The organism is Parapusillimonas sp. JC17, assembly GCF_052180245.1.
In the GTDB taxonomy this organism is placed as follows: Bacteria; Pseudomonadota; Gammaproteobacteria; order Burkholderiales; family Burkholderiaceae_B; genus Parapusillimonas.
The window spans coordinates 318,721-343,575 of record NZ_CP197474.1; the positions used below are offsets into that span (position 1 = coordinate 318,721).

The window sequence follows — 24,855 nt, forward strand, 5'->3', positions numbered from 1 at the left end:
TGGCGCCAGGGCCCATCCGTGCCCTCATCGACTCAGGACAATTCTGCTTACCATTTCCAATGTTGTGAAAAGCCTACGAATTGGGCCTCTACTACGATGTATTGGCCGAATGTCGGTGTGTTACCTTCGATAGCCCAATACAAATGCTTGACATGGACGTATAGTTGTAGATGCACAACATTTGTGTTGAGAAATTACTTTAACTGTGTTTTTGGGGTTAATCTTTGCCCAACCTCGGCGCCAAAGGGGCGTGTAAAGCCGCAGCACACAGCAGTTCCCCTTAATTGACAGCCGTTGGCATTCTGTTTAGACTTCGCCGATGTTACTGGATGCTAGGTTTTACGACGTTGCGTCGATTCGCCTACGACAGATAACATCCATCGATGGGTGTGACCCGCAACAAAATAGGACGACTATCATTATGGCTAATCCGTACTTTAACGCTGCCTACTACTTGGCAACTAACCTGGATGTGCTGGCCGCTGGATACACAGTGGAAACCGCAGAGCAACACTACCTGCAACACGGCGCAGTCGAGGCACTGTCGGGCGCGAATACCGCCCGCAAACCTGCACCCTGGTTCGACATTCAGTTCTACCTGACCAATTACCCCGATCTGCTGGCTGGCGGCGTTACTGCCCAGACCGCATTCCAGCACTTCGTCACGCATGGTCAATTCGAGCAGCGTTCGCCTGCCAATGGTCTGACCGTTACCGATGCAAAGCTGCAAGCTTACGCTGATGCCAACGAAGACCTGCGCACCGCGTTTGACATCACCGACACGGCTAACCTGACTGCTGCTCAAAAAGATGCACTGACTAGCCATTTCTACCAGTACGGCTACACAGAAGATCGTCCGGGCGCTCCCTTCGACTCGGATGTGAATCCCGGCGGCAGCTTCACGCTCACTACTCAAGTAGACGATTTGACAGGAACTGCTGGCGATGACGTATTCAATGCAATCACGGCTGGCACGGGCCAAACTCTGAATACCGGTGATTTGCTGAATGGCGCTGGCGGTAACGACACTCTGAAGATTCTCTCACAGGGTGTTGCTGGCAATCCATTAGTGCAAACCAAGGCAATCGAAAATGTAGAGGTCCGGGCAACAGCGGCTACGGCGCTTAGCCAACAGCTAATGCAAGGCGTGGAAGTCTTCGCAAGTGAAGGCTCGAATAATACATTGACTGTTAACGACGCGTCGCTAGCTACCACGTACGCACTCAACAATACCGTAGCAAGTCAGGGTGCTGGCCTAACGGTGACTTATGCTGCGGGCACATTGGCAGGAAAGGCGGACACCGCTAAGCTGTCTATCAGCAACGCAGGCGACAAGACTGGAACAGTGACAACAACACAGGTTCTGGATGTTGCGAACGGCAACGCGATCGAAGCTGTAGCGTTGTCTACCGCAGGTGTTAACTACGTTAATTTGACAGCAGGCACCGGCGCGAAGACGGTTACTGTGTCGGGCGATGGTACCAATGACATAACCCTTGGCTCTGCCGCTGCCGAGTTGACCCTTGATGCTTCGGCCACCACTGGTACGAACACGTTTCGCGTTGGTACCCAACTTAGTGGTGCGGGAGACGTGATAAAGGGCGGTAAGGGCGCGGACACGCTTGTGGGCTCCATCTCCACGACAACAGTCGCTGAAATCTCCGGAATCGAAACTCTGGATTTGACTTTTACTGGCCCTGCGCTGTTCAACGCATCCAAGGTAACCGACGTTAAGACACTTGATATTGCCAACACAGGTGCCGCAACGTTCAGCAACTTGAATGCATCTGTTGATACTATCAAGTTCGACACGACTGCAGTTGGTAATGGTGCTACATTGGGATACGCAACTGGTGCTGATACAGATATTTCTGTGACGGTCGGCAAGGTTACGACTGCTGGTACTTCTTCGGACGCGGTAGGTATTGGTGGCCTGACCCTGTCGGGAACGACCGGTGCGATAACGGTTTCCTCGGTAGCAGATAAAGCAACGACAGTTAACAACACTGGCGCAATCGCGCTCGGAGATTCCAAGGCGCTTACGCTTGATGCCAATAAGGCTGCATTGACCGCTGGAAATATTATCGGTGCCAAGGCCGAAGCGCTGACGCTTAACGCTACTGGTGCTGCAATTATTGCTGGCACATTCGTCGCCGCTGATGCATTGGCGACGGTAGAAATCGCCGCCACTAAAGGTAATGTGGGCACTGGTTTAATTGGCGCAGACGACTCGCTCAAGACGGTAACTATTTCTGCTGGTGCAACTGACGGTACCGATCACGTTGTTACTACTAGTTTTGGTAAATCGGTCACGGCCGGTGCGAAAGATGTAAACGCATCGCTCACTATTTCCGGCGAAGGTGATGCCAATGTAACGACGGCCGGTACCGGTACCTTCTTTGGTACTGTTGATGCAACGGCATCAACCGGCTCTGTTAATTTGGACTTTTCGGCTTATACCGGTACCGGCGCCTTCAATATCTCCCTGGGTAATGCCGCAACTGGTGAGGCTAATACAGTTAACATTACGGGAGCAACCGCCGCAGCAATAGTAACCGGCGGATCTGGTGTTGATAACATCACCGGCGGTGCAGGTGCTGACGTTATCAACGGTGGCGCAGGAGCTGACGTTCTTAATGGCGGAGCAGGTGCTGACGTTATCGACGGCGGTGCTGGTGCGGACACGATCACCGGTGGCGCTGGTGCTGACGTTCTTACCGGTGGCGCAGGAGTGGATTCATTTTCGTTCGTGAAAGCGGATTCCGTACTCGGCACCTTGGACGTCATAACTGATTACCGTGCAGCAAGCGGCGCTAACGCAGGTGCGGCTGACACGATCACTATTACCGACCTAACCACTGTAGCGAGCGCTGCTAACACTACGGTGCTTGATTACACAGCGCAAGCCTCGCTTGCGGCTGCGGTAAACGCTGCGGCGACAGCTAACGTAACGGACGTCGGACTGACGGTGTTCTTGTTCGGCGGCAACACATATGCGTACGTGGAAGCTCTGGGCGCTGGTAATACCTACGTGGCTACGGACTGGATCGTAGAGATCACAGGTACACCATTCGCCGCGGGAACAGCTATCGCTGGCTTGGGCATCGACGGCGTCTAAGGCGTTCCTGGATTACTATAAGAAAGCTAATCCACAGATCGGTACCCGGTGGTGCCGATCTGATTCGAGAGAATGAACACTCCTTAAAAAGTGGATTGACGTAGCCAAATTGTTCTGCAGCGCCGTCGAATGAAACGTGATTCAACGTTCTGGGTTTCAGCGCAAATTGAACTGTGTCGCTACGACAGTCTCGGGAGCCCCGCAGTCTTTGGACTGCGGGGCTTTAATTTTCACAACGAATGCTTTTCAGACTAAGCGCTTCATAGGTAAGCGGTAAGCGCCCAGTCTTGCAATTACCCATAAGTCCGACGTAACAGCCCGGTCTGCACCGTCTTGAAGGCATGAGCGCCAGATAGCGAAAATAGGTTCCAATCAAAAATACGTTGGAACCTATGTCATCATCCGAAATCAGTTACCGGGTAAGCGCTCCATAAAGCACAGGATTGACAGCGTCATAGATACCACGCCGTTATTTTTTGCTATTTAGTATCCGCCCACAACTCAGCTGTTCAGCGTCTTGAGCTCTTCCGTGGTCATTTGTAAGGGCTTCAGATTCCACGGCAGCAGCGCTTCGTAATCATCAGCGTTCTGAGCACGCGGTAGTTCACGCAACACACGGCACAACCATGTGTAGGGTTCCACGTCGTTGGCACGGGCCGTTTGCACCAGCGAATAGATTGTCAACGGCAATTGAATCTTGACCCCTTTATTGCCGAAATCGGCAATCGAAAAATGACCCCCTACTTTTGCTCGGGTTTATGGGCCCGCAGCAGTCCCGAGCGGCGCTTCTCCCGCAAGCGGTAACTCTCGCCTCTGATCTGCACGATGTGTGCGTGATGTAAAAGCCGATCCAGCATCGCAGACACCAACGCGTCATTGCCGCCAAACACGTCGCCCCATTGGCCAAAGGGCAAGTTCGAGGTGATGATGACCGAGCCGGCTTCATAGCGTTTGGCGATCACCTGGAAGAACAGGTTGGCCTGATCTCCGGTCATGGGCAAGTAGCCGATCTCATCGACAATGAGCAGGCTCGGTCCCTGGATGGATCGCCGCAGGAAGGGCTTGTAACGTCCTTGGCGCTGCGCTGTTTCCAGCTGCAGCAGCAGATCGGCCGCACTGATGAACTTCACCTTCAATCCTGCTTGAGTCGCCAAGTATCCCAAGGCAATGGCCAGATGCGTTTTACCTACGCCGCTGGGACCGAGCAGCATGATGTTCTCGCGCCGTTCAATGAACGCCAACGAGGCCAGCTGCATAATGACATCCTTGGGCGCGCCTGTGGCAACAGCAAAGTCGAACGAATCCAAGGTTTTGATGGCGGGGAAACCGGCCATCCGTGTCATCGTTTGCTGGCTACGAGCGCGACGCGCTTGGCATTCTGCACGCAGAACTGCTTCCAAAAAGTCGGCATAGGGTTGCTCTGTTTCTGCCGCTGATTGCGCCAGGCTTGGCCAGTCCGTTGCGATGGCCGCCAACTTCAGTTGTTCGCATAGACTATGAATGCGCTCCGGAGCAAAAGTGTTAACGGTATTTCAATTTTCCCCGCCGTGGCAGTTTAAATTTCCCCACCCGGTTGGGAATCGTCTTCGTGGGCTCGAACGAGCCCGGCCTTGAGTTTTTCCTTGAGACGGTAGGAGTTGCCACGTATGTTCAGTGTCACAGCGTGATGCAGTAGCCGGTCGAGGATGGCGGTGGCGATGATCCGGTCACCAAAGACGTCTCCCCAAGCGCTGAAGCTTTGATTGCTGGTCAGTATCATCGGGCCACGCTCGTATCGGCGGCTGATGAGCTGGAAGAACAGGTTGGCACCAAGCCGGTCGATGGGCAGATAGCCGATCTCGTCGATGATGAGCAATCGCGGGGTCGTGTAGACCTTGAGCTTTTCGTCAAGACGTCCCTCAGTATGGGCGCGAGTCAGTGTGGCGATCAGGTTGGCTGCGGAGGTGAACAGGACTCGGTAGCCGGATTCGATGGCCTTAAGCCCCAGCGAGACTGCCAGGTGCGTCTTTCCTACCCCCGGCGGCCCCAGCACGATGACGTTATCGCCATGCTCGATGAAGTGACAACTGGCCAGCGTGTTGACCTGCTTGCGATCGATGGAGGGCTGGTAACCAAAGTCAAAGCTCTCCAACGGCTTGACGAAGGGGAAGCGAGCCATGGCCGTACGCATGGTGATGTTCTTGCTCGTCTTGGCTGCGACCTCTTCATCAAGCACCTGATCGAGGAACTCGGCATAGGGCAGTTCGTGGGCTGCGGCATGTTGCAGCAACGCCTCGAGCCGCTCGCAGCTCTTGAACAGGCGCAGCTTTTTCAGATTCTCGCCAAGGCGCTCCAGTTGGGCTGGCGTCGTCATGGCCGAGCCCCGTGCGGCACCCGCTGTGGGTGAGTGTGGGGAGGTTGACATCATGCGGTCTCCCGCCGATCAGCAGCTAGGTCTGCGCGAAGCAACTGATCGTACACGGCCAAGTCACGCACCTGCACGTCATGCAGCGTCGGCTCAGGAGATGGCTTTCGGGCGCCTGCATCGGCGAAGCGCTGGCGCCCATAGCGGGCCAGGGCGCCAGGCCCGTGCTCGGGTTGGACGCTCAACTGCGCACGCCCTGCCAACACGGGATGTTCGGCGACGACTTGGCCACGATGCCGAATCACCCACTGTCCCCCTTCGCGTATGACCTGGACGGTCTGGCCGATGAGCCGGAACGGCACCGAATAGCGATTTGCATCGATCGACACGAGCCAATCTTCTGCAACCACTCGTTCACGCACGGTCGCTTGCACGAAGCCGCGCTGCCCTGCGAGCGGGATCAGCGCCGCAGCCTCTTGGGCGAAGCGCTCCACTGGGCGCTGGTGAGTTGTGCCATGGACGCGGACGTCGGCAATTTCCGCTTGCCAACTCGCCAGTTGCGCATTGAAGTCTTCCAGACTCTGGAAGCGACGACCTGGCACGAAGTTGCGTTTGACATACTTCACCCCTGACTCGACCTTACCCTTGGTCTGTGCCCGGTAGGGCTGGCACAGCCGAATGGCAAAGCCCCAATGATCGGCGAAAGCCTGGAACCGTTCGTTCAGCCGTGCCCGGCGCAAGCCCGCATCGTCCTCGAACGATCCGGTCGTCACCGTGCGCATGCGGTCATACAGCAATGTCTGGCAGCAGCCACCGAAGTGTGCGAAGGCGTTCTCGTGCGCCGTCAGCAGGCTGGACATCCGCTCATCAAGGAAACCCTCGGCATACCCGCGGCGGCTGTAGCCTAGGGTCATCACGAACACGTGCACCCTCTCTCGTCTGTCACCCAGCCAGACGGTAACCTGGCCCCAATCGACCTGAGCCTGTTCACCTGGGGCCGTCTCAAAGCGCCACTGCGTCAAGGACACTGCTGTCGATTGCGCACGCATGGGTCGAATCGCCACCTTGACCACTTCGTAGCAGCCCGTGAAACCGCGCTGGCTACGCAGCTCCTGGTGCAGGATTCGGGCGGAATACCCCACTTGCGGCGCCCGTTCTCGCAACCACTCCCAATGAGCGTCCAACAGCACCGGACGCTTCGCCACACGTCGGTATGGCGCCCACGCTTCTCGCTTCAAGCAGTTGCGCACCGTCTTGCGGTCCAGCCCAAGCGCTCGAGCAATCGCCGAGACCGTCTGCCCTTGGTCATGTCGTCTGTGGATCTCCGTCCATGCATCCTGTCCAAGCACTGTCGTCTCCGTGTCCCCATTTGTTCCGAACACGGTACTACTACTCACGCTACCAGGACCGGCCCTCAAAGGGCCTGACTTTTCGTCATCCCGCTGCACCTGCATAACTTCGTTTTCCATCTGTCGCTCCTGAGAGAAAAGATGGGTGAGGAGTTTTTAAATGCCACAGGTGGGGATTATTGCAATGCCACTGACACGTACTTGGTCGTGAGCAGCATGGCCAGCAACGAACTGCTGGCGTTGGTGCGTGGCAGGACTTGTGCCGGCAAGGGCGCAGTCACGGGCGCGACGTCCTTGGAAGGACAGGCGTAGCGTTTGCGAATATGACGCAGCACCCGCACTTGCATCGGAACGATATCCAGCTGTTCACTGACCTCTTCCCCGATTTGCACCATGGGTGTGCCGCAGGGGCATAGGCGATCCGCTTGCGGAATGTCGTGCACGATGTCGATACGGGGTAATTCCATAGGCAATGGAGCACGTTTGCCTCGGGCCTTGGGTGCGAGGGGCGTGGCCTCGCGCGCTCCCGTGCCGGCACCGGGGATGGCGACCGTGTCATCGGCCTCTGTCGTATCCCGGGCGAGCGCTTCCGCTTCGTCAAACAACCGGCCCTGCGCGGTATCGGCGCTGGGCCCGAAGTAGCGGCGTCGCTCGGCTTGAAGTTGCTCGTAGAGCTTGAGGATTTCCGCGCGGTGCTCTTCTTTGAGGGCGCGGGTGACTTGTTCGGTGACTTGAGCCGTAACCTGTGCGGTCACCTGCGCTGTTACCTGATGAGAAATCTGTTGCGTGAGTTGCGCCAGAAACTGCTGCATGGCCGGATCCGACACGTTGATGCCGTAGGCATCGGGGTCGATCTCGGACGAAACCGGCAGAGTGAATGGAGTGCTTTCAGGCATCCCGCATTATACCGCATTACCCTATGTAACTGACTGATAATTCAAGGTTTTATGCGGTTTATTTGTCCATAAATCGAAGCCTTCCAGCAGCCACTCCAGCTCTTGCAGCGTGAGGCTGACGGTGGCTACCTCTTGGGTCTGGGGCCAGGCGAAGCGCTGCTTTTCCAAGCGCTTTTGCCACAGGCAGAAGCCGTTGCGATGCCAGTACAAGATCTTCATCTTCGTGCGGTAGCGGTTAATAAAGACATACACCGCATCGGCAAACGGGTTCATGGCCAACTCGTTCTCCACCAGCGCTGCCAGGCCATCGATTTGCTTGCGGAAATCCACCGGAACACGACACAGAAACACTTGACTCACCCGGCTGCCCGGATGCATCAGCGCACCTGGGAATTTAAGGCCTGGCTCAATTGGGCCAGCCACTGCGGCGCAGGCAACTCAGAGAGCTCCAGACGAAGGCCCGAACCGAGTGTGACACAACAGGCCATGTTCGGGTTCATCTCGGATGCGGCATTTTTGATCTGTACCGGCATGAATAGTTTACGGCCGGACTCTTTGTCCTGAGATACCGCAGCCAGCGGATGCGGACCGTGCTGCCGTGCCTTGATACGGCGGCGCCAATAGTACAGCGCGCAGACCGACAGCGATTCGCGCCGGGCATACGCCTTGGTGTCGATGCCTTCATCGGCAATGGCTGCCAGGTGTGCGGCCCAATATTCATATCCTTTGTTGCTCATTTCGTCCCGCTCCTGAAAAAGTGAACAGACGAACAATGAACGATTCAGGCGCCGGCGACAATCCTGTGCTTTATGGAGCGCTTACCTTTAAGGTTACAAATATGGACTTTCTACTGACCCTCTTCAAATACCGTATCGCTGGTGTCTGCGTTACAGCGGCACCTTGCCTTAGCCGGGACGGTCTGGGTGTGGAAACGTCCGAGGAAAAGAACCGTGAAGCCTTTGAGACTGTGATGAGTCGTGTCCGTCTCCGGCTGGCGGCGTACGGATCATAAAATTGGTTTACTGGCAGATGACGAAATAAGAATCATTCCACCCCCGCCTTGTTAAAAAGCCCCACAATCCGAAAATTGTGAGGCTATCGGCGCTGGTGCAACGGTAATCCCCCCGTAAAACCGCAGTGAGCTGAAGTAGAATTTCCACAACAAGGAAATTCAAGCAATGAAGCAAGCCCGATTCACCGACAGCCAGATCATGGCGATCCTCAAACAAGCCGAAGCCGGCACACCGGTGCCGCAACTGTGCCGTGAACACGGCATGAGCAGCGCCTCCTTTTACAAGTGGCGCGCCAAGTATGGCGGCCTGGACACCTCGATGATGGCACGCCTGAAGGAGCTTGAGACTGAAAACAGGCAGCTTAAGAAGATGTACGCCGAAGAGCGCCTGAAGGCTGAAATGGTGCAGGAAGCGCTACGAAAAAAGTGGTAGCGCCATCTCGACGCAAAGAGATGGCGCGGCGTGCGATTGATCGCTTTAAATCCAGCATCCGCCTGGCCTGCCAGGCGTTTGGCATCAGCGAAAGCGCCTACCATTATCAGGCCAAACACGCCGATGAAAACGAGGTCATCGCCGACTGGTTGATTCGATTAACGACAGCCCAACGGAACTGGGGATTTGGCTTATGTTTCCTGTACTTGCGCAACATCAAGGGCTTTACGTGGAACCACAAAAGGGTGTACCGCATCTATCGCGAACTGGAGCTGAACCTGCGCATTAAACCCAAGAAACGCCTCGTGCGCGAGCGATCCGATCCGCTGGGCACCGCCACCGATATCAACCAGGTCTGGTCAATGGATTTTATGCATGATCAACTGACCGATGGTCGCGGTATCCGGTTGCTTAACGTTGTCGATGACTTTAACCGTGAGGGTTTAGGCATTGAGGTGGACTTTTCACTGCCGGCAGAGCGCGTGACGCGCGCCTTGGATCAGATCATCGAATGGCGCGGCAAGCCGGCTTGTTTACGATGCGACAATGGCCCGGAATACATCGGTAAAACGATGCTCGAATGGGCCGCCAGGCGACGCATTACGCTGATCCACACGCAACCCGGAAACCCACAGCAAAACGCCTATGTCGAACGCTACAACCGAACCGTGCGTTATGATTGGCTCGCCCAAAACCTGTTTAGCAGTCTGGACGAAGTTCAGCTTGGCGCCACCGCCTGGCTCTGGACCTACAACAATGAGAGGCCCAACATGGCACTGGGCGGCATCACCCCCAAACAAAAACTAGCCAGTAAATATTTAACCGATTCTACTGCCGCTTACTGCTAAATATGGGGGGATTACCCCGCTGATTTGGCATATGCCTGTCTGCTACCTGTAGCAGCACTAACCTGTTAACAGACCTGCTTTAGCGGTATGGGCCGCCACTCATTGACTCAGCATATCGCACTAGAGTCCTTCTTTTCTTACGCAAACAGTCCCGTTGCCTGGCTGGCCGCATTGGCATGGAATCGTTTCCTGGACTCAGTCAGGTGAAGATAGATGGCTGTCGTTTTCAATTGCGTATGAGCCAGCGCATGCTGTACGTCGACGATGTCTGCGCCGCTGTCCAGCATCATTGATGCAAAAGTATGCCGCATGTCGTGCATGCGAAGGTCCGCGAGACCCGCTCTGGTGCGCGCCGTCAGCCATGCTGCGCGGCACGATTGATAAGGTTCGCCGGTCTTTGGGTTGGGAAAGACCCATTCCGAATCGGACCGTGCTTGCCGCGCTGCAAGCAATGCTTGAACGTCCGCCGAAATATGCAAGATGAACCCCTTCTTGGCTTTGTCCTTGTCGGCTGGAATGGACAATGTACCCCGCGACGCCTCGAACCAATCCCACCGCATCGCCAGAACGTTATTGCGGCGCAGCCCGGTCGTGCCCATTACGCGGATGATGTCAGGCAAGTCGGCGTTCAAGGATTTTTCCGCCGCGCGCATCAGGCGCTGCAACTGGTCGCGTGTCAGGAATTTGCCTTTCACCTTACGGATGGTTTTGAGCCTCAACGCATGGGTGGGGTTCCGCTTTAACGTAATGCCTTGATGTCGCAAGGCTTCGTTAAGGATATGGCGCAGCAGAATCAAAATGCGCTTGACGGTGCCGTCGGCCAGTTTTCGGTGTTGCAGGTTCTTGAATGCAACGGGCTTGTTGATCAGCTTGCTGTTGAATGCCAGTACGTCCTGCTCGGTAATGTCGTCCAGGCGCATTGTCCCGAAGGTTTCCTGCAAATGGTTGCGGTAGATGCTGGCATGGGCTTCATGTGATCGGATCTGGCTCCTGAGCAGGGGCAGAAAGGTGTCGAAGAAGAATGCGTCCATGGTCGGGCATGAGGCACGGCGCCGGCTGTATTGCGATTTCGTCGCCTGGATGGCGTCCAGCCTGGCTTTGGCCACGGCCCGCGCGGCGGACGCGGTTATCGTGTCAAAGTTGGCCAGTTTCTCTTGGCGCTGCTTGCCCAAGGCGTCGCGATAGACAATGACATAGCTTCGAAAGCCTGTTTTGGTGACGCATACGGCAAAGCCGGTCTGCTCTTGGTCAAACAACATTACCTGTTGTCTGCCGGCGGGAACGGCAACCTCTCTGATGGCCCTTTCGGTAATATGCAGCTTCATGAACATCTTCCTCGCGCACGACTAGCCAAGACGGCTGGCAATGCCGGGGCGGCTGCCGGGCTCTGGCGGTGCGAACGCCCCAAGCTTGGCCGTATGGTCCCACTTCGAAATCTTCGTCCCTTGGCAATGTCGGGAAAAGCCTTGCGCGACATTATTAATGTCGCGATAGTATTTTTGCGACACTTTTGCGGTTTATTGTCGCTGTTCAGGAATTGCGACGGGAGGCGTCATGGTCAGAATGAAAAGCGAGAAAACATGAACGAAACCGGTCAGATAATGCCCATCAAGCCCGCAGGGCCACGACGATGCCGGCCATGATCAGCGCCACGCCCAGGAAGTACATGGGCTGGTGAGCAGGCTGACTACTTGAGAGTTGATACCCAAATAGGTATAATTTTGCAATGCCTGCCATGACGAAACCACTACGTTGGGTCGCCTCAACAAAGAAAGATTTGATGGCGATGCCCGAGGAGGTACAAGATACCTTTGGGTATGCGTTGCACTTAGCACAAGCCGGACAAAAGCATCCGGACGCCAAGCCGCTAAAAGGCTTCGGCGGGGCAGGCGTTTTGGAGGTGGTTGAGAATTTCCACGGTGACACCTATCGCGCTGTTTACACCGTGCGTTATGCCCTGGCAGTCTACGTGATCCATTGTTTCCAAAAAAAATCTGCCCAGGGTATTGCTACTCCAAAGCCCGATGTGGATTTGATTAAGTCGCGATTAAAGGCTCTTGAAGCCGTTCTAGAAGGTCAGCCATGATCGATATCGAAGAAAGCTCGGGCAATGTCTATGAAGACCTGAAAGCACCCGATGCGGGAGCAATGTATGTAAAGGCTCGCCTAGCTAGCAAGATTGGCGACATCATTCGCCATCGCCATCTGACGCAGCAGCAAGCGGCCGAAATTCTGGGTATTCCGCAACCGAAACTCTCCGGATTGCTTCGTGGACAGTTTCGTGGCATAAGTGAGGCGAAGATGATTGAGTGTCTGAATCTCTTGGGCAGGGATGTCGAAATCGTCGTGCGTAAGGCTCGCCGCAGTCACCCTCAAGGACACACGGAAGTCGTATTCGCTTAGTTACGGCTACCCGCTTCGCGGCAACATTACGAGCACGCGCGAACTGCTTGTTCAGTTTGTCGAGCACATCTCCAACCATAACGTCGACTTCAGACTCGTTATCATTCGGCAGATCGCAGTCGTGCGTAATGACTATGGTCCGGAGTTCGTCAGTACGCAGCTATTGTGAAGAAACATGAATGAAACCGGTCAGATAATGTTCATCAAGCCCGCAGGGCGACGACGATGCCGGCCATGATTAGCGCAACGCCCAGGAAGTACATGGGCTGGAAGCGCTCGCCGAAAACGAAGTGGCTGCCCAGCGGTACGAGCACGAAAGCCAGCGCCATGAGCGGGTAGACCTTGCCAAGGTCAGCCTTCTGCAGCACCCACACCCAGCCTATGGTGGTGATTCCGTACAGCGCGAAAGCGGAAAGCAGGGTCGCCGCCGTGCGCACGTCGAAAAAGCTTCCGGATGCCTGCAGGGCGGCGGCGCTGAGCTTGAACAGGATCTGGCCCGCGGCGATGCCCAGGACGCACAGCAATGCAATGGAATAAGTAATGAACATGCTGTGCCTTCAGGCCGGACGCCCGGATTCTTGGATGGATGCGCCGGCTTCCGAGAGGACGTCGCCCGGTGCCGCGATGCTTGGCAGGCCGGCGTTTTCGTTGCGCGCCCGGTACAAGGCGATGTTGCGCGCCAGGGCGGTCTGCTGCTGATGCAAGAGGCTGATGTGCCGGGCCACCACGATGATGCCGTTGATGAGAATGACGGTTCCCAGTATCAGGAAAAGATCCAGGCCGCGGCCTATGCCCAGCCGCTGGGCGATAAAGGTGGATACCTGGGGCTGCCAGACGACCAGCAGGCCGAAGGCATAACAGGCCAGCAGCAGCCTGCCGATGCGCTTCTGCATGAACACGATGGTGTAGACGCCCATGAACAGAAGTATGAGCGTAAGAAGGATGGAGAACGTCATTTCGAAATTTTCCCTAGCAGCAGTTCCATGATGATGCGCAGCGAATTGATGTTGCGCTGCCCCTTGCTGATGGAATAATCAGTATAGTGAATGGTCACGGGGTGTTCGATGAAGTGCACCTTGTTGCGCGCAATGAAATTCAGGATCTCGGACGCATGCGCCATGCGATTCTGGCGAAAGTGGAAACGCTCTGCGAATTGCCGGGTCAGCACCCGAAATCCATTGTGCACGTCGGTGAACTTGCCGCCGCTCGTCAGTCGCGTAAAAAGGATCGCTGCCTTCAGCATCAGGCGCCGGCTCGCCGGCAAGCCCCGCACGCCGCCAAGAAAGCGGCTGCCCAGCACAATGTCGGCTCCGCTTTTGTGTAGCGCCTCGCACATGCCCTGGATTTCCGCGGCGTCGTGCTGGCCGTCCGCATCGAAGGTCACGATATAGTCCGCCCCCAGCGACAATGCATAATCGATGCCTGTCTGCAACGCGGCGCCTTGTCCCAGATTGATGGGGTGGCGCACGACATGCGCGCCGGCCCGGGCGGCCTCGGAGGCCGTGGCATCGGCTGACGCGTCATCCACCACGATCACATTCTTCATGACCTGCCTCACTCCCGCAACCGTCTCGGCAATGGCCGACGCTTCGTTATAGGCGGCGATTACGATAAACACGGGACCAAAATTCTCTTGCACTTACATTCCTTCCAATAGCACGCCGCCATCCTTGGCATGGACCACGCGGTATACATGGTGATCGCGATCCGGGAAAAAACTTCCGTAGCGCGCCCAGAACTCCGGGTTGGGATGGTCGGTAATCACGTAATCGGTCAGCTTCAGCGTCTCGGCGAAAGCCCGGATGGAGTTGGCATCGGACATGGGTTCGCGCAAGGCGTCAACTGAGAAAAAGCGCCAGCTGTGGGCAATGCCCATGAGCCGGATCGGATACAAGGTGTAGCGATTCAAAAAGTACAGCATTCCGTCATCGGCATCATAGATGTGCCAGGCCATCGCACCAGCGGGTATTTTTTGGCTGGCCTCATCCGCGAGTTTGTCGGCCGCAACGCGTACCGCCGGCGGCTGGCGAGGCGTCAGGCGGAACAGCTCGTCGACGCCCGGAGTCACCACAGTGCATGTCGCCACGGTGACGGCGGCCAGCGCCCATGCGGTTTTCCATGCGGCGGCTCTTCGGACGGCGTAGATGAGCAGGAAGAACAGGCTGGCAAACAGCAGCGTTGAATAATAACGGGAAAACGACCAGACATCCGCCTGCCAGTTGGAAAGGCCGCGCACTGCGGACAGGAAAACCAGATAGGCCAGTAGGCAAAGCGCCAGGTACGCCAGCGCCATGCCGTAGGTTCTGCGGACCCTGGCGCCGCATGCCGCAAGCATCGCCAGCGCCAATACACCGGCGCCCGCCAAGGCTTGCCACAAGTGCCGGACACCGGGATCGAAATCCACCAGGCGAACGCCGAAGAACTGCGCATGCGGGAAAGCGCCTCCCAGCACGCCGGCCATGTTGTCCATCAAGAATGCCGCGATGTCCGTGCCTTGCGCAAACAGCTTGCCGGCATCCAGCCGGTAGGCCGGATCCAGGCCATACGCCATGGCATACAGCTTCCAGGTCAGGAAATAAAGCACGCAAGCCGCCAGCAGGGCGCCGCCCAGCTTGACGTCGCGCGCCCGCAGACGCCCGGATTCGGCATAGCACAACACGAAGCAAAGACCGATGGCCATGCAGGCCAGCACGATGCCCACATGCTTGGCCAGCACGATGGTGATCAATAGCGGCGCGATGGACAGAAATGGATTGCGGCCATGCCAGACCTGAGGGGCGGCAACAAAGCAGGCAAGCAGCAGTAGGCTTTGCAGCGGGTCGACATACATCGTGGCGGTCAGCCCCTGAAAGAACAGGAAATAGCCGAAGAAGCCCATGATCAAAATGGCCGGCGTCGCAAGCCGGGCGGTGCCGCGAGTTCCGTCGGCCGTGCCGGTCAGCAGTGCGATCAGGCACATGTAGACCAGATACCAGTTCAACAGCGACCCGCCGGACTCGAGCGGCAGTCCGAACGCGCTGCCAATGTACCGGTAAAGCGACAGGCCGGGAACGTAGTCGGGGAACATCAAGTCCAGGCTGTCGGTTTGCAGGGAATGCGTGACCGCCAGATACTTCAGTTGCAAACCCCAGTGCGAGAATTCATCCCAGGCGAAGAAGCGCATTCCTGTGGAGTTGGATAGCGCAAGTAGAAACGCAATGGCGGATGCGGCCATGATCAGCCAGAACTCGCCTTTGCGCCAGTCTTGCCGCAGCGCCAGCGCGTAAAGCAGGTAAAGAACGCCGGCCGATGCCAGTAAAAGCGTTGCGGGAAGCAGGGCCCCCGCCAGTGCAAAGGTATAGATCAGAACGGCCAGCGTGCTTTGCCCCCACAAGGGGCCATAGTAAGGATTGCGCACGAAGCGCGAGCCAGCCCAGCCCCATCCGGCCAAGGACAAGAACAGCAATGAATAGAACAAAACGAAATCCCGGGAATTGAAGTCCTTGCCTATCGTAAACGTTCGGCGCCTGTACGTTCCAGTGTCATGAAGTGTAACGTAAGAAAATGTTGTGTTTTGGGGTCGGACCCCATGCGGGGTCCGACCCCGGGAAAGAGTAGGGGTCAGACCCTGCATAGGGTCTGACCCACAAAAGAAAGGGCGGGGTCAGACCCCGTACGGGGTCTGACCCCTCTACGGAAACACCAGACTATAGTTCTTCAGGTTGCACCGTTGGAGCGTCTGATACTTTCAACGAGGCTATTCGCACCAAAAGCGCGGACGTGACAGAGAACCCGACCCACGCTATTCAGTTGACCACGGTGCGCAACATCGTCGGCAAGTTCCTGAACTGTGGCCAGTTAAAAGCGCTGCTGCCGGCAGCCGAGGAGTCACAGAACCCTGATCTACCCGATGTTCTGCGCATCATGGGCGCCATGGGTCTGCATCGTGACAATGTGCTGGCGATGCGATGCGATGGGATTGGTTTGACGAGGCTCGGGCAACGCTGAGTGTGCCAGCGGAAGCTGACAAGGCGAAGAAAGGCTTTGTCCTGCATTTGTCCTCCGGCGTCATCGACATTTTGCGGAATCGGCAGGACACTGGAGATTCGCAGTAGGTATTCCCTAACCCATACACTAGGTGGTACCATTTTATATGAACAGGGTCTACAAATTACGCCACTTCGCTAGGTGGATGCGTAAAACGGAACTGACCGAGTTGGTTGCCGATGGTTCCCTACAGGAGATTTGTAATGACCACGACTCAAAAAGCTAAAGCACACAGCCCCATCATGGAGGCAGTCCACGATGCCGCCACTGATCTGCATCGTCTGGGGTTCATCGACCAGCGCAAAATGCGCAAGTACGACGCACTGTGCCTGGAGCCCGTAACGGAATTCGACGCCGAGAAGATACGCTTGCTGCGCGACCGTTATCAGCTAAGCCAGTCTGTGCTGGCGTCGCTGATGAACACCAGCCTGTCCGCCGTTCGACAGTGGGAAGCCGGTAACAAGCGCCCGGGAGGCCCCTCCCAGAAGCTACTGAGCATCCTCGACCGCAAGGGCATAGAAGCACTGGTCTGAACTGAAAACGTACCAGTGCTATTTTGTCTTGAACACCACCCGTACCCAAAGCGATCTGCCTCATGACCTGGTGGGCATGATAGGAATCGCCAACTTCGTCAACATCGTTCATCCCACCTACAGCATCGTGCCGCAGCACGATCTGGCCCGCACCCGGTGTTTGGCGGGCCTTAGGGGAATGGGCTCGGACCCCATGTGGGGTCCGACCCCTAAAGAAAGGGCAGGGGTCAGACCCCGTACGGGGTCTGACCCCCTACGGAAACACCAGGCTATAGTTCTTCAGGTCTTCTTCGAAAGCATTGCACCGTTGGAGCGTCTGATACAGTTTTGATCGGGGTTGGGCGTAGTCAAACGACGCTGTCCAGGAGTGGATACGAACCATGGCCCGGACATTTGGCGTCGCATCAGCATGGTTCGACAGGCTTTTCAAGGGCAACAAATAATCTTCGCGGTACACCGTCGGCACAATGATGCGTAACTGGCCCGCGGCGCTCAGTATGCAGTTCATCGCCAGGCGCGCGGTTCTGCCATTTCCGTCTTTGAAAGGGTGAACCTCCGACACCACGAACATGGTCATCAATGCACGCGCCAAGGGGTCTTCCAGAGCCTGAATCCGTTCAAATCCTTCCCGCAACGTACCTTGCACGAGTTCACGCGTGACAAACAGAGTGGCCCCCGCCTGATGGTTCTCGTTCTTCCATTCCCCCGGGTTTTTGTCTAACCGGGACCGCATCACCAGCGCGTTGACGCTTTTCAGCCAATGCAGGAAATCATCGGCTGTGCGGGGCGGCTGATCACGCCAGGGCGCTTGCATCGCCGCTTGGAACGTCCCCAGGATGTCATGGGAATCTTCAGTCCGGTTCGGAATGATTTTGCCCTGGAGCACGATTTCCTCGGCCTCGCTGACCAGAAATGTGGTGCCTTCAATGTAGTTTGAGAAGTACGATTCAAAGAAGGCGAAGTTCTCGCGCGTGATGCCCGTTTGTGCGCTTGCCGCCACCTCAGGCAAGGATTGCGCCCGCAGATGGCTGAACAAGGTATCGAACAAGACCAGACGGTCAGGGTCGTACGGCCTGCCAGCCGCCCGCGCAAGTGCCTGCTTACTGTGCAGCTTTTTGCTTTCGCGGGTGCTCTGCAATGCACCCATGATGTCGTCCAGGCGCTTGAACTCCTTCTCTCGCCCAATCTTGCTTGCCAGAGCACGGCAGGTATCCCGCAGTTGGTTGAAGCGGTGCTCCCCCCGGAATCACCTTGATAATGAGCCCTGGTAGCTCAAGGGTGCGCGACCGATTGCCGCGAGTGACATACAGGCGCCCCTCAAAGGGTCTTGTGTGATGACCGCTGCGGTAACTCAACACCCCGTCGGGCAGCAGGTGGCTGACAATGCTGGACCAATGGCGCAAGACCACCGTTTCCGGCGGACTTTCCAGGTTGCTGGTGTAGACCCCCGTATGCAGCTTTAAAAGCTGCCCCGCATTCGCCAACCGGAGCATCTTGCGGTCCGCGGCAAGGTCACCCTCACCGGTAAAGATGACTTCTGGCAGTGAGGTGTCGATTTTTGTTTGATTGGCACGCTGGAATCGGCTGTTTTGTCTGAAACAGTGTTTATTTTCACATGTTTTGTCTGAAAATCGTGTTGATTCTCTCGTTTGCGATGGGGTCAGACCCCGCATGGGGTCTGACCCCTCCTGCGTTGAGGCGTCGCGCCGAATCCGTGGCCGCGCATCGCGGCGATGTGCAACGGCGGGATTGGAAGCGGTTTTTCAGCGCCGCAGCGGATGGTGGCGGCGCTGGCGCGCTCCAGTTCAGTGCGGGCAAGAATCGCCTATTCTTTTTTACCCGCGTGACGAAACTTCCGGGTTAGCGCTTTAGGTCGCGGTAGAAATTCTCGTGGGGGCCGACGGCTTCAAGGTAAACCAGTCGAACACCATCATCGCGGGTATAGCCCAGCAGGTACAGCTGGCCGAGGCAGCGGAACTTGTAGACCCACAGCTCTGAGAGGTCGCCTTTCTTTTTCTCGCCGCTGTCAGGATCCTGGGCTACGGCCTGGACGGCGGTATCGACTTCGGTCACGACGTTGTCATGCAGCTTCTTGTAGGCGCGGGCAAAGCGTCGAGTTTGGCGAACGTCCCAACTCATGCCTTGGCTGACGAGCGACGGACGAAGGCGGTGCTGTCCTCACGTGGCTCGGCCATGCTCATCAGGCTCTCGGCAATGAACGAGGCGGGCAGATCCGGGTTGTCGAGCGCGGCTCGCCCCACCTTGGCCCAGAACTCCACCTGACCCTGCACGGTACGGAACTCGGCTTTGGCGGCAGTGCGTGCCGCACTGATCAGGCTCTCATCAATACGCACGGAAACGGTGCTCATCGTACTCTCCTCTGAGACTCATTTACCACAATTGTAGCCATGCGCTGCGCTGTGGTCAAACGACCGGGGTCGGACCCCGTACGGGGTCCGACCCCTTGCGCTTTCTTCGAAGGTCATGGCGCTGGCTCCCACGGATTGACGATGGTCACCCCCGTGGGCTTGAAATCGGCCATGTTGCGCGTGACCACCGCCATGCCGTGTACCAGTGCCGTCGCAGCAATGAGCGCGTCACGCTCACCGCGCTTGTCTGGCGCATGCAACCGGGAGCAGCGCTGCGCCACAGCGGTGTCGATAGGCAAGGTGCGTTCGGAGAATTCGGGTAGTACGCACTGCTCCAGCCACGAGCGCAGCATGGCCCCCTGGACAGGGTCCTTGCGCTCAATCGACAGAACGCCGAGCTCCAACTCCATGATGGTGACGGCCGATACAAAGAGGTCGGCGGCATCGACGCTGTCCGTCCATGCAGTCACGTTCCCATTGGCTTCGCCAAGTCGTACCTTGCGCAGCTCGGACAGCACGTTGGTATCGAGCACATACATCATGAGAGATCAGCCGGCCGGACTCCGATGGTCACGCGCGGTGGCTCGAACTCGATGTCCGCAACACCCGGCATCGCCAGCGCATCTGCAATATTGCGCCGCTGCTTCGTCAACCGCTGATAATCCTCGAAGCTCAAGAGCACGTGAGCAGGCTTACCGCGATCCGTGATGAACACCGGGCCGTTCTTGGTGGCTTTCTTTGCTCGCGTCACGTCCTGGTTCAACTCTCGACTAGATAGAGTCGTGATGGTCATAGAGCACCTCCAGTACAATCATCGTAGTAACATTACTACAATATTGGCCAAAAAGGCAATCGGCTTATCAAGGCGATGCACCAGCTCGTTCTTCAGGTTGCTAAAGAAGCTCTCGGCCACGGCCCGACAGGAACGTCATGGAGATTATGGTATCCGCGCTGTCAGACCTGGTTCATCAAGTCCTGTATCCAGTCACACAGCAGCCGTGCTTCTCGAGCTCGAACGCTGTCGCTGCGATGCAATAAATAATAGGCATTACCGGTGCTGACAGGCTGTCCAAATGGAAACATCAGCTCGTCTCGCCAAGAGAGCATATTGATGTCTTTAGTTGGCACGCATGCCATCCCTCGTCCTTCCCGAACGGCCAACACCGCAGCATATCGTTGCCCCACGACTATCGTTTTGGCATTGCGCGGGGCCTGGTACCCATGCGCCCCGAGCCAGATCCCCCACAAATTGGGGCGAGACTCATTGTGAATCAGCGTCGCTCGTTCCAGATCCTTCACGCTGCCCAGACCGCCCAAGGATTGCCAATAGGTTTTACTGCAAAGCGGAGCGGCTTCTTCTTGCCATACTTGAATTGCCTCCACGCCATTCCAATTGATCACCATATCCAGATCGCCGCGCATCGGCGGCTTATCTGTCTGAGCGGTGGGCAACATGCCCACCCGCAATGCCACGTCCACGCCATCCTGGTCAAAATTGACCGGACGCTGGGAGCTTGACACGGTCAAGCGAATGTCTGGGTGCTCGAACTCGAAGGCGCTCAGGCGCTCCTGAAGCCAAAGGGTGGCCACGGAGGGCAAGATGCTGACCGACAGCTGTTTTCGCGACGCCGGCTGGCGGGACATGCCCTGCGAAATAGAGTCAAACGCGTGGGATGTCAATTCCAGATAACGCTTTCCTTGCTCGGTAAGGCTAACCCCCCGAGGGCCGCGTACAAACAGCATTTCGCCCAAGTAGGATTCGAGGATGCGCACCTGCCTACTGATGGCTCCTTGGGTGACGTGAAGTTCTTCGGCCGCAAGAGAGAAGCTCAGATTTCTGCCCGCCGCTTCGAAAGCGCGCAACGCATTCAATGGGGGTAATGGTCTAGAAACAGGCGCCTCCTGAAGGCATGAGAAAACCTCATGGCAAGACAAAAATCATCGGTTGTTGTTTCATCCGTGATCCCTAGAATGATCATACGGCGTTTTATTGGAAAGGGATCATCCCGCGATTCACCGGGTAACCGTCATCTCATTGGAGGAGCTTAGAATGAAATTCAAACATATTCTTTTTGCCGGCTTAACGGCGGCATTGATTAATGGAGGAGCTGCACATGCCAGCGCAGATTCATACCCGAAGGAACCTGTACGGCTAATCTCCCCATTTGCTGCTGGTGGAACGAATGACATCTTAGCGCGGTTGAGCGCCCGCGTGCTCAGTGAAAAGCTCGGAGGACAATTTGTGGTCGAGCAGCGGACGGGTGCAGGCGGAATGATTGGTTCGAATGCAGTCGCCAAAAGTGCTCCGGACGGCAATACATTGCTAATGGGGTCAATCTCTACACACGCTGTTGCGCCTTACGTGTTCGCCAACCCGCCTTTCGATGCCCGGAAGGATTTCACACCGATTACCGTTGTGGCCAGCGTCCCGCTGGTGCTGGTGGTGAACAAGAATTCTCCCTATAAGACGCTTGATGACGTGCTGAAGGCTGCGCGCCAGGACCCCACGTCACTGACATACGGGAGCCCGGGCAATGGCGCCGTACCGCATCTTGCGTCTGAACTTCTGGCCAGCATTGCCAACGTGAAGTTCACCCACGTTCCATATCGGGGGGAAGCCAATGCATTGACCGATTTATTGGGTGGCCAGATTGACATGGTGTTTGCCAACCTGCCGGCAGCATTGGCCCACCTTAAAGGCGGCACCCTGCGGCCTTTGGTGGTCTCGAGCACCCAGCGCGCCAGTGCGCTGCCAGACGTACCAACCGCGGCCGAGGCTGGAATTGCGAACTTTGAGGTCGATGCCTGGTATGCGCTGTTGGGTCCGGCCGGCATGCCCAAGGACGTTGTCGATAAGCTGGCGGCCGCGATTCAGGCCAGCGTCAAGCAGCCGGAAATCATCGAGGTCATTCATGCGCAGGGCGCCGAGCCTGTCGGCAATTCTGCCGCGGAATTCGCCGCGTATCTGAGCGCTGAGCAGTCCAAGTGGGCCGAAGCGGTCAAGAAGGCCGGCATTGAGCCCATGTAAGGTTTCAACAGTCCCAAGACAAGGAAGATATTGGCATGCTTGCCTCCCATAATCGTTTCAAATATTCGGCACTGCCGTCTCGCGCCCAGTTCACCTGGCCTGAAGGTAAAAGGCTGGCACTGTATGTGGCAACTAATATTGAGCATTTTCCGTACGGCGTGCAGTGTGGCGTGGACCTTGATCGTCAAACGCAGCCCTGGAGCCAGCGAAGCTGGCTGTGGCGCGAGTACGGCAACCGCATCGGCGGGTTCAGGCTCATCGAGCTGTGCGATGAACTGCAGATTCCGATGGCGGTGATTGCCAACACAGCGAATTACGATCACTGCCCCGAGCTCATCGACGCGCACCGTGCTCGCGGCGACGAGCTTATCGCCCATGGCCGATCCAACGCCGAACGACAAATTGAAATGCGGGTCGAAGATGAACGCGCCATGATCCGCGAGGTCACCGAACAAATGACCGACAAGGACGGCGTTCGCCCCGGCGGCTGGTTAAGCCCATACCTCACGCCAAGCGAGCACACAACGGATTTACTGGTTGAGGCCGGTTACGAGTATGTCTTGGATTGGGGCATTTGCGACGAGCAGCCCTTCTGGGTCAATGCTTCGCCAAAGCCCATCTTGTCCATGCCATATCCGATCGAGCTGAATGACCAACCAGCTGTTGTGTATCGACATAACACAGCCGCAGAGTATGCGGACATGATCATCGATAACTTTGATGAAATGCTGAAGCGCTCTGAAGCAAGCCCGCTTGTCATGACGGTATCGCTGCATTCGTTCATTATGGGCCAACCTTATCGCGTCAAGCAGCTTCGCCGCGCGTTCGAGCACATTATGCGGCATCGTGAGGACATTTGGCTGACGTTGCCGCGTGATGTGGCGGCATACTACAAGAGCCTGCCCATCGATCAGCAGCTTCAGCCGTAACACCCGGCGACATTTCCACTAAGAAAGGCGAAGCACGGGCAAGCCCTTGCGACGCCTGTCTTTCTCAGGGCATCAAGAAGACGTCCCCATGGCAACTACTATCGAACAGCTAATCGAATCATATAAGAAGGGTGCATCCCCAGTCGAGACGGTTCAGGACCTTTTGCATAAGATTAGCGCCTCTGATCTTAACGCATTCATCAGCGTGCAAAAGGACCAAGCGCTCAAGCAGGCGCGCGAGCTTGCTGCGAGCGCGCCCAAGGAAGAAAGGCCTTTGCACGGCATAGCGATCGGGGTCAAGGATCTCATCGATGTCCAGGGAGCGGCAACGACCATGGGAGCAGAAGGCTATGACGGAAACATTGCCCCGCAGGATGCTCGGGTCGTGGCCCGACTGCGCGCTGCGGGCGCGATCCTGATCGGCAAGACGAATACCCATCAATTCGCCTACGGGCCGATGGGGGATCGCTCGGCTTCAGGTCCAACCCTTAATCCACTAGACCTTACCCGCATGACGGGAGGCTCCAGCAGCGGCTCTGCTGCCGCAGTCGCCGCCGGCTTGGTGCACGCTGCGGTAGGATCTGACACCGCAGCATCGATCCGTCTGCCGGCCGCTTTTTGCGGTGTAGTCGGAATCAAGCCCACCGCAGGATTGATTCCTGATGACGGAGCCTTTCCTCTTTCAAAGACATTGGATCACCTGGGGCCAATTACTGCGGGGTGCCACGACAACGCACGGGTGCTTGCGGTGATGGCAGGCAAAGCCGCGAACGTATACAGCGCCTTGATCGGTAAACCCTTGGACGGCTTAGTCGTCGGGCTGCCTGATTCATTTTTCAATACGCACTGGTCTGAGTCCGTAACCAAGGCCATGGAACGAGCAGTCGAAACGTTGAAGGAAAGCGGAGTACAGGTGCGCCCGGTTTCTATTGCTGATATCGATCAGATCTACGAGGCCCAGCAGCGGGTGCTTCGCTTCGAAGCCTACGCGCTGCACGCAGATCGCCTGGCTGCCGGTAAGCCATACGAGCCGGAGGTTCGCGAGCGCTTAATGGCCGGCAGAGAAGTGACGCATGAGTCCTATCAGCAGGCGCTCGCCTACCGACCAAATGCAAAAGCGCATTTTGATGCAGCCCTGCAGAAAGTGGACATCATCCTGACGCCCACCTGCGGCATCACCGCGCCTACGTTACAGGAACGCGAAACAGTCCTGAACGGAGAAACGGTATCCACGCGGTGGCTGCTTACGCGCCTGACGGCGCCCACCAATTTCTCTGGACATCCGAGTCTTTCCGTTCCGTTTGGTAAAGATGGCCAAGGAATGCCCATTGGCCTGCAGCTCGTTGGCCGGTATCACGACGAAGCGCTGCTGTATCAAGTGGGATCTTTTCTTGCAGGCGAGCGAACATAGGCTTCCAGACAGCCTCCTTTGGAGCATGGGGGTCAGACCCCGTACGGGGTCTGACCCCCAAGTGACCCGCGCGTCCCGTCCCAGACGTGGAACGAACTCGCAGCAATGAATAAAAAGCAGTCGCCGGAATCTATTTAAAGTGGGGCGCCGGCCTTG

The 24,855-nt window shown here is 56.8% G+C and carries 27 protein-coding genes and 1 pseudogene; 9 read left to right on the plus strand and 19 right to left on the minus strand.

The window, feature by feature from the left end; all coding sequences use genetic code 11:
- Positions 1-421 precede the first annotated feature (421 nt).
- Positions 422-3,118: a beta strand repeat-containing protein gene (locus ACSBPU_RS01490; RefSeq protein ID WP_442594938.1), complete on the plus strand. Its 2,697-nt coding sequence runs from the start codon at positions 422-424 to the stop codon at positions 3,116-3,118.
- 501 nt (positions 3,119-3,619) lie between these two features.
- On the opposite strand, the pseudogene ACSBPU_RS01495 reads toward ACSBPU_RS01490, so the two are convergent.
- The 7 genes and pseudogenes from ACSBPU_RS01495 to tnpA all read right to left on the minus strand — a co-directional run.
- Positions 3,620-3,796 (minus strand): annotated as a pseudogene (locus tag ACSBPU_RS01495) (transposase domain-containing protein); the annotation flags it as partial.
- A gap of 62 nt (positions 3,797-3,858) precedes the next feature.
- A complete protein-coding gene (istB, locus tag ACSBPU_RS01500; protein ID WP_442598501.1) occupies positions 3,859-4,620 on the minus strand; it encodes an IS21-like element helper ATPase IstB in 762 nt (253 codons plus the stop codon).
- Positions 4,621-4,673: 53 nt separating this feature from the next.
- Positions 4,674-5,453, minus strand: coding sequence for an IS21-like element helper ATPase IstB (gene istB / locus ACSBPU_RS01505; RefSeq protein WP_442598503.1), 780 nt, complete (start codon positions 5,451-5,453; stop codon positions 4,674-4,676).
- A 68-nt stretch (positions 5,454-5,521) separates the two neighbouring features.
- Positions 5,522-6,931, minus strand: a complete 1,410-nt coding sequence (istA, locus tag ACSBPU_RS01510; RefSeq protein WP_442594940.1) for an IS21 family transposase — start codon at positions 6,929-6,931, stop codon at positions 5,522-5,524.
- A 56-nt stretch (positions 6,932-6,987) separates the two neighbouring features.
- Positions 6,988-7,707, minus strand: a complete 720-nt coding sequence (locus tag ACSBPU_RS01515; RefSeq protein WP_442594942.1) for a transposase — start codon at positions 7,705-7,707, stop codon at positions 6,988-6,990.
- A 21-nt stretch (positions 7,708-7,728) separates the two neighbouring features.
- Positions 7,729-8,085 (minus strand): IS66 family insertion sequence element accessory protein TnpB, encoded by a 357-nt coding sequence (tnpB, locus tag ACSBPU_RS01520; protein WP_442594944.1) that lies wholly within the window; start codon positions 8,083-8,085, stop codon positions 7,729-7,731.
- Entirely contained in the window at positions 8,085-8,444 is a 360-nt protein-coding gene (tnpA, locus tag ACSBPU_RS01525; protein WP_442594946.1) for an IS66 family insertion sequence element accessory protein TnpA, read from the minus strand. The genes tnpB and tnpA overlap by 1 nt, the downstream gene beginning before the upstream one ends.
- Positions 8,445-8,885: 441 nt before the next feature.
- Between tnpA and ACSBPU_RS01530 the strand changes: the two genes are divergently transcribed.
- Positions 8,886-10,000, plus strand: a protein-coding gene (locus tag ACSBPU_RS01530) for an IS3 family transposase (protein ID WP_442594948.1) whose coding sequence is annotated in 2 segments (ribosomal slippage) — positions 8,886-9,138 and positions 9,138-10,000 — 1,116 coding nt in all. Because the reading frame shifts where the segments join, the coding sequence is not laid out codon by codon here.
- A gap of 137 nt (positions 10,001-10,137) precedes the next feature.
- Here ACSBPU_RS01530 and ACSBPU_RS01535 read toward each other — a convergent pair.
- Entirely contained in the window at positions 10,138-11,325 is a 1,188-nt protein-coding gene (locus ACSBPU_RS01535; RefSeq protein WP_442594950.1) for a tyrosine-type recombinase/integrase, read from the minus strand.
- A gap of 401 nt (positions 11,326-11,726) precedes the next feature.
- On the opposite strand from ACSBPU_RS01535, the gene ACSBPU_RS01540 reads away from it, so the two are divergent.
- Positions 11,727-12,086 carry a type II toxin-antitoxin system RelE/ParE family toxin gene (locus ACSBPU_RS01540; protein WP_442594952.1) on the plus strand — a complete coding sequence of 120 codons (360 nt, stop codon included), beginning with the start codon at positions 11,727-11,729 and terminating at the stop codon, positions 12,084-12,086.
- The gene (locus ACSBPU_RS01545; RefSeq protein ID WP_442594954.1) at positions 12,083-12,403 is read left to right on the plus strand and encodes a helix-turn-helix domain-containing protein; all 321 of its coding nucleotides are present in this window, start codon (positions 12,083-12,085) and stop codon (positions 12,401-12,403) included. The genes ACSBPU_RS01540 and ACSBPU_RS01545 overlap by 4 nt, the downstream gene beginning before the upstream one ends.
- Before the next feature lie 203 nt (positions 12,404-12,606).
- On the opposite strand, the gene ACSBPU_RS01550 is transcribed toward ACSBPU_RS01545, so the two are convergent.
- The 4 genes from ACSBPU_RS01550 to ACSBPU_RS01565 are packed head-to-tail and all read right to left on the minus strand — an operon-like array spanning position 12,607 to position 15,860.
- The gene (locus tag ACSBPU_RS01550) at positions 12,607-12,951 is read right to left on the minus strand and encodes a 4-amino-4-deoxy-L-arabinose-phospho-UDP flippase (RefSeq protein ID WP_442594956.1); all 345 of its coding nucleotides are present in this window, start codon (positions 12,949-12,951) and stop codon (positions 12,607-12,609) included.
- Between the two features lie 9 nt (positions 12,952-12,960).
- Entirely contained in the window at positions 12,961-13,359 is a 399-nt protein-coding gene (locus ACSBPU_RS01555) for a DUF2304 family protein (RefSeq protein WP_442594958.1), read from the minus strand.
- On the minus strand, positions 13,356-14,042 hold the full coding sequence (locus ACSBPU_RS01560) for a glycosyltransferase family 2 protein (RefSeq protein WP_442594960.1): 687 nt from the start codon (positions 14,040-14,042) through the stop codon (positions 13,356-13,358). Before ACSBPU_RS01560 ends, ACSBPU_RS01555 begins: the two co-directional genes overlap by 4 nt.
- Positions 14,043-15,860, minus strand: coding sequence for a hypothetical protein (locus tag ACSBPU_RS01565; protein WP_442594962.1), 1,818 nt, complete (start codon positions 15,858-15,860; stop codon positions 14,043-14,045).
- Positions 15,861-16,162: 302 nt separating this feature from the next.
- On the opposite strand from ACSBPU_RS01565, the gene ACSBPU_RS01570 reads away from it, so the two are divergent.
- On the plus strand, positions 16,163-16,390 hold the full coding sequence (locus ACSBPU_RS01570) for a hypothetical protein (protein ID WP_442594964.1): 228 nt from the start codon (positions 16,163-16,165) through the stop codon (positions 16,388-16,390).
- Positions 16,391-16,632: 242 nt separating this feature from the next.
- Positions 16,633-16,962 (plus strand): helix-turn-helix domain-containing protein, encoded by a 330-nt coding sequence (locus ACSBPU_RS01575; RefSeq protein ID WP_442594966.1) that lies wholly within the window; start codon positions 16,633-16,635, stop codon positions 16,960-16,962.
- 253 nt (positions 16,963-17,215) lie between these two features.
- On the opposite strand, the gene ACSBPU_RS01580 is transcribed toward ACSBPU_RS01575, so the two are convergent.
- From ACSBPU_RS01580 to ACSBPU_RS01610, 7 genes are all read right to left on the minus strand, one after another.
- Positions 17,216-18,109, minus strand: a complete 894-nt coding sequence (locus tag ACSBPU_RS01580) for a Fic family protein (protein WP_442594968.1) — start codon at positions 18,107-18,109, stop codon at positions 17,216-17,218.
- Positions 18,063-18,635 carry a hypothetical protein gene (locus tag ACSBPU_RS01585; protein WP_442594970.1) on the minus strand — a complete coding sequence of 191 codons (573 nt, stop codon included), beginning with the start codon at positions 18,633-18,635 and terminating at the stop codon, positions 18,063-18,065. The genes ACSBPU_RS01580 and ACSBPU_RS01585 overlap by 47 nt, the downstream gene beginning before the upstream one ends.
- Before the next feature lie 187 nt (positions 18,636-18,822).
- Positions 18,823-19,101 (minus strand): type II toxin-antitoxin system RelE/ParE family toxin, encoded by a 279-nt coding sequence (locus ACSBPU_RS01590; protein WP_442594972.1) that lies wholly within the window; start codon positions 19,099-19,101, stop codon positions 18,823-18,825.
- Complete coding sequence (locus tag ACSBPU_RS01595) at positions 19,098-19,331, minus strand: TA system antitoxin ParD family protein (RefSeq protein WP_442594974.1); 234 nt, start codon at positions 19,329-19,331, stop codon at positions 19,098-19,100. The genes ACSBPU_RS01590 and ACSBPU_RS01595 overlap by 4 nt, the downstream gene beginning before the upstream one ends.
- A gap of 113 nt (positions 19,332-19,444) precedes the next feature.
- Positions 19,445-19,873: a type II toxin-antitoxin system VapC family toxin gene (locus tag ACSBPU_RS01600; protein ID WP_442594976.1), complete on the minus strand. Its 429-nt coding sequence runs from the start codon at positions 19,871-19,873 to the stop codon at positions 19,445-19,447.
- Complete coding sequence (locus tag ACSBPU_RS01605) at positions 19,870-20,124, minus strand: type II toxin-antitoxin system Phd/YefM family antitoxin (protein WP_442594978.1); 255 nt, start codon at positions 20,122-20,124, stop codon at positions 19,870-19,872. Before ACSBPU_RS01605 ends, ACSBPU_RS01600 begins: the two co-directional genes overlap by 4 nt.
- Positions 20,125-20,285: 161 nt before the next feature.
- Entirely contained in the window at positions 20,286-21,203 is a 918-nt protein-coding gene (locus ACSBPU_RS01610) for a LysR substrate-binding domain-containing protein (RefSeq protein WP_442594980.1), read from the minus strand.
- A gap of 178 nt (positions 21,204-21,381) precedes the next feature.
- Between ACSBPU_RS01610 and ACSBPU_RS01615 the strand changes: the two genes are divergently transcribed.
- The 3 genes from ACSBPU_RS01615 (at position 21,382) to ACSBPU_RS01625 (ending at position 24,699) form a co-directional block, all read left to right on the plus strand.
- Entirely contained in the window at positions 21,382-22,359 is a 978-nt protein-coding gene (locus tag ACSBPU_RS01615; protein ID WP_442594982.1) for a Bug family tripartite tricarboxylate transporter substrate binding protein, read from the plus strand.
- Between the two features lie 35 nt (positions 22,360-22,394).
- Positions 22,395-23,288, plus strand: coding sequence for a polysaccharide deacetylase (locus ACSBPU_RS01620; protein WP_442594984.1), 894 nt, complete (start codon positions 22,395-22,397; stop codon positions 23,286-23,288).
- A gap of 88 nt (positions 23,289-23,376) precedes the next feature.
- The gene (locus ACSBPU_RS01625) at positions 23,377-24,699 is read left to right on the plus strand and encodes an amidase (RefSeq protein WP_442594986.1); all 1,323 of its coding nucleotides are present in this window, start codon (positions 23,377-23,379) and stop codon (positions 24,697-24,699) included.
- The last annotated feature ends 156 nt before the right edge of the window (positions 24,700-24,855 follow it).

Excerpts from the sequence above, each read along its gene's own strand:
- ACSBPU_RS01490 (WP_442594938.1), top strand. The coding sequence starts at position 422 with ATGGCTAATCCGTACTTTAACGCTGCCTACTACTTGGCAACTAACCTG.
- istA (WP_442594940.1), bottom strand. The coding sequence starts at position 6,931 with ATGGAAAACGAAGTTATGCAGGTGCAGCGGGATGACGAAAAGTCAGGC.
- ACSBPU_RS01515 (WP_442594942.1), bottom strand. The coding sequence starts at position 7,707 with ATGCCTGAAAGCACTCCATTCACTCTGCCGGTTTCGTCCGAGATCGAC.
- tnpB (WP_442594944.1), bottom strand. The coding sequence starts at position 8,085 with ATGCATCCGGGCAGCCGGGTGAGTCAAGTGTTTCTGTGTCGTGTTCCG.
- tnpA (WP_442594946.1), bottom strand. The coding sequence starts at position 8,444 with ATGAGCAACAAAGGATATGAATATTGGGCCGCACACCTGGCAGCCATT.
- ACSBPU_RS01535 (WP_442594950.1), bottom strand. The coding sequence starts at position 11,325 with ATGAAGCTGCATATTACCGAAAGGGCCATCAGAGAGGTTGCCGTTCCC.
- ACSBPU_RS01540 (WP_442594952.1), top strand. The coding sequence starts at position 11,727 with ATGCCTGCCATGACGAAACCACTACGTTGGGTCGCCTCAACAAAGAAA.
- ACSBPU_RS01545 (WP_442594954.1), top strand. The coding sequence starts at position 12,083 with ATGATCGATATCGAAGAAAGCTCGGGCAATGTCTATGAAGACCTGAAA.
- ACSBPU_RS01550 (WP_442594956.1), bottom strand. The coding sequence starts at position 12,951 with ATGTTCATTACTTATTCCATTGCATTGCTGTGCGTCCTGGGCATCGCC.
- ACSBPU_RS01555 (WP_442594958.1), bottom strand. The coding sequence starts at position 13,359 with ATGACGTTCTCCATCCTTCTTACGCTCATACTTCTGTTCATGGGCGTC.
- ACSBPU_RS01575 (WP_442594966.1), top strand. The coding sequence starts at position 16,633 with ATGACCACGACTCAAAAAGCTAAAGCACACAGCCCCATCATGGAGGCA.
- ACSBPU_RS01580 (WP_442594968.1), bottom strand. The coding sequence starts at position 18,109 with ATGGGTGCATTGCAGAGCACCCGCGAAAGCAAAAAGCTGCACAGTAAG.
- ACSBPU_RS01585 (WP_442594970.1), bottom strand. The coding sequence starts at position 18,635 with ATGCGGGGTCTGACCCCATCGCAAACGAGAGAATCAACACGATTTTCA.
- ACSBPU_RS01590 (WP_442594972.1), bottom strand. The coding sequence starts at position 19,101 with ATGAGTTGGGACGTTCGCCAAACTCGACGCTTTGCCCGCGCCTACAAG.
- ACSBPU_RS01595 (WP_442594974.1), bottom strand. The coding sequence starts at position 19,331 with ATGAGCACCGTTTCCGTGCGTATTGATGAGAGCCTGATCAGTGCGGCA.
- ACSBPU_RS01600 (WP_442594976.1), bottom strand. The coding sequence starts at position 19,873 with ATGATGTATGTGCTCGATACCAACGTGCTGTCCGAGCTGCGCAAGGTA.
- ACSBPU_RS01605 (WP_442594978.1), bottom strand. The coding sequence starts at position 20,124 with ATGACCATCACGACTCTATCTAGTCGAGAGTTGAACCAGGACGTGACG.
- ACSBPU_RS01615 (WP_442594982.1), top strand. The coding sequence starts at position 21,382 with ATGAAATTCAAACATATTCTTTTTGCCGGCTTAACGGCGGCATTGATT.
- ACSBPU_RS01620 (WP_442594984.1), top strand. The coding sequence starts at position 22,395 with ATGCTTGCCTCCCATAATCGTTTCAAATATTCGGCACTGCCGTCTCGC.
- ACSBPU_RS01625 (WP_442594986.1), top strand. The coding sequence starts at position 23,377 with ATGGCAACTACTATCGAACAGCTAATCGAATCATATAAGAAGGGTGCA.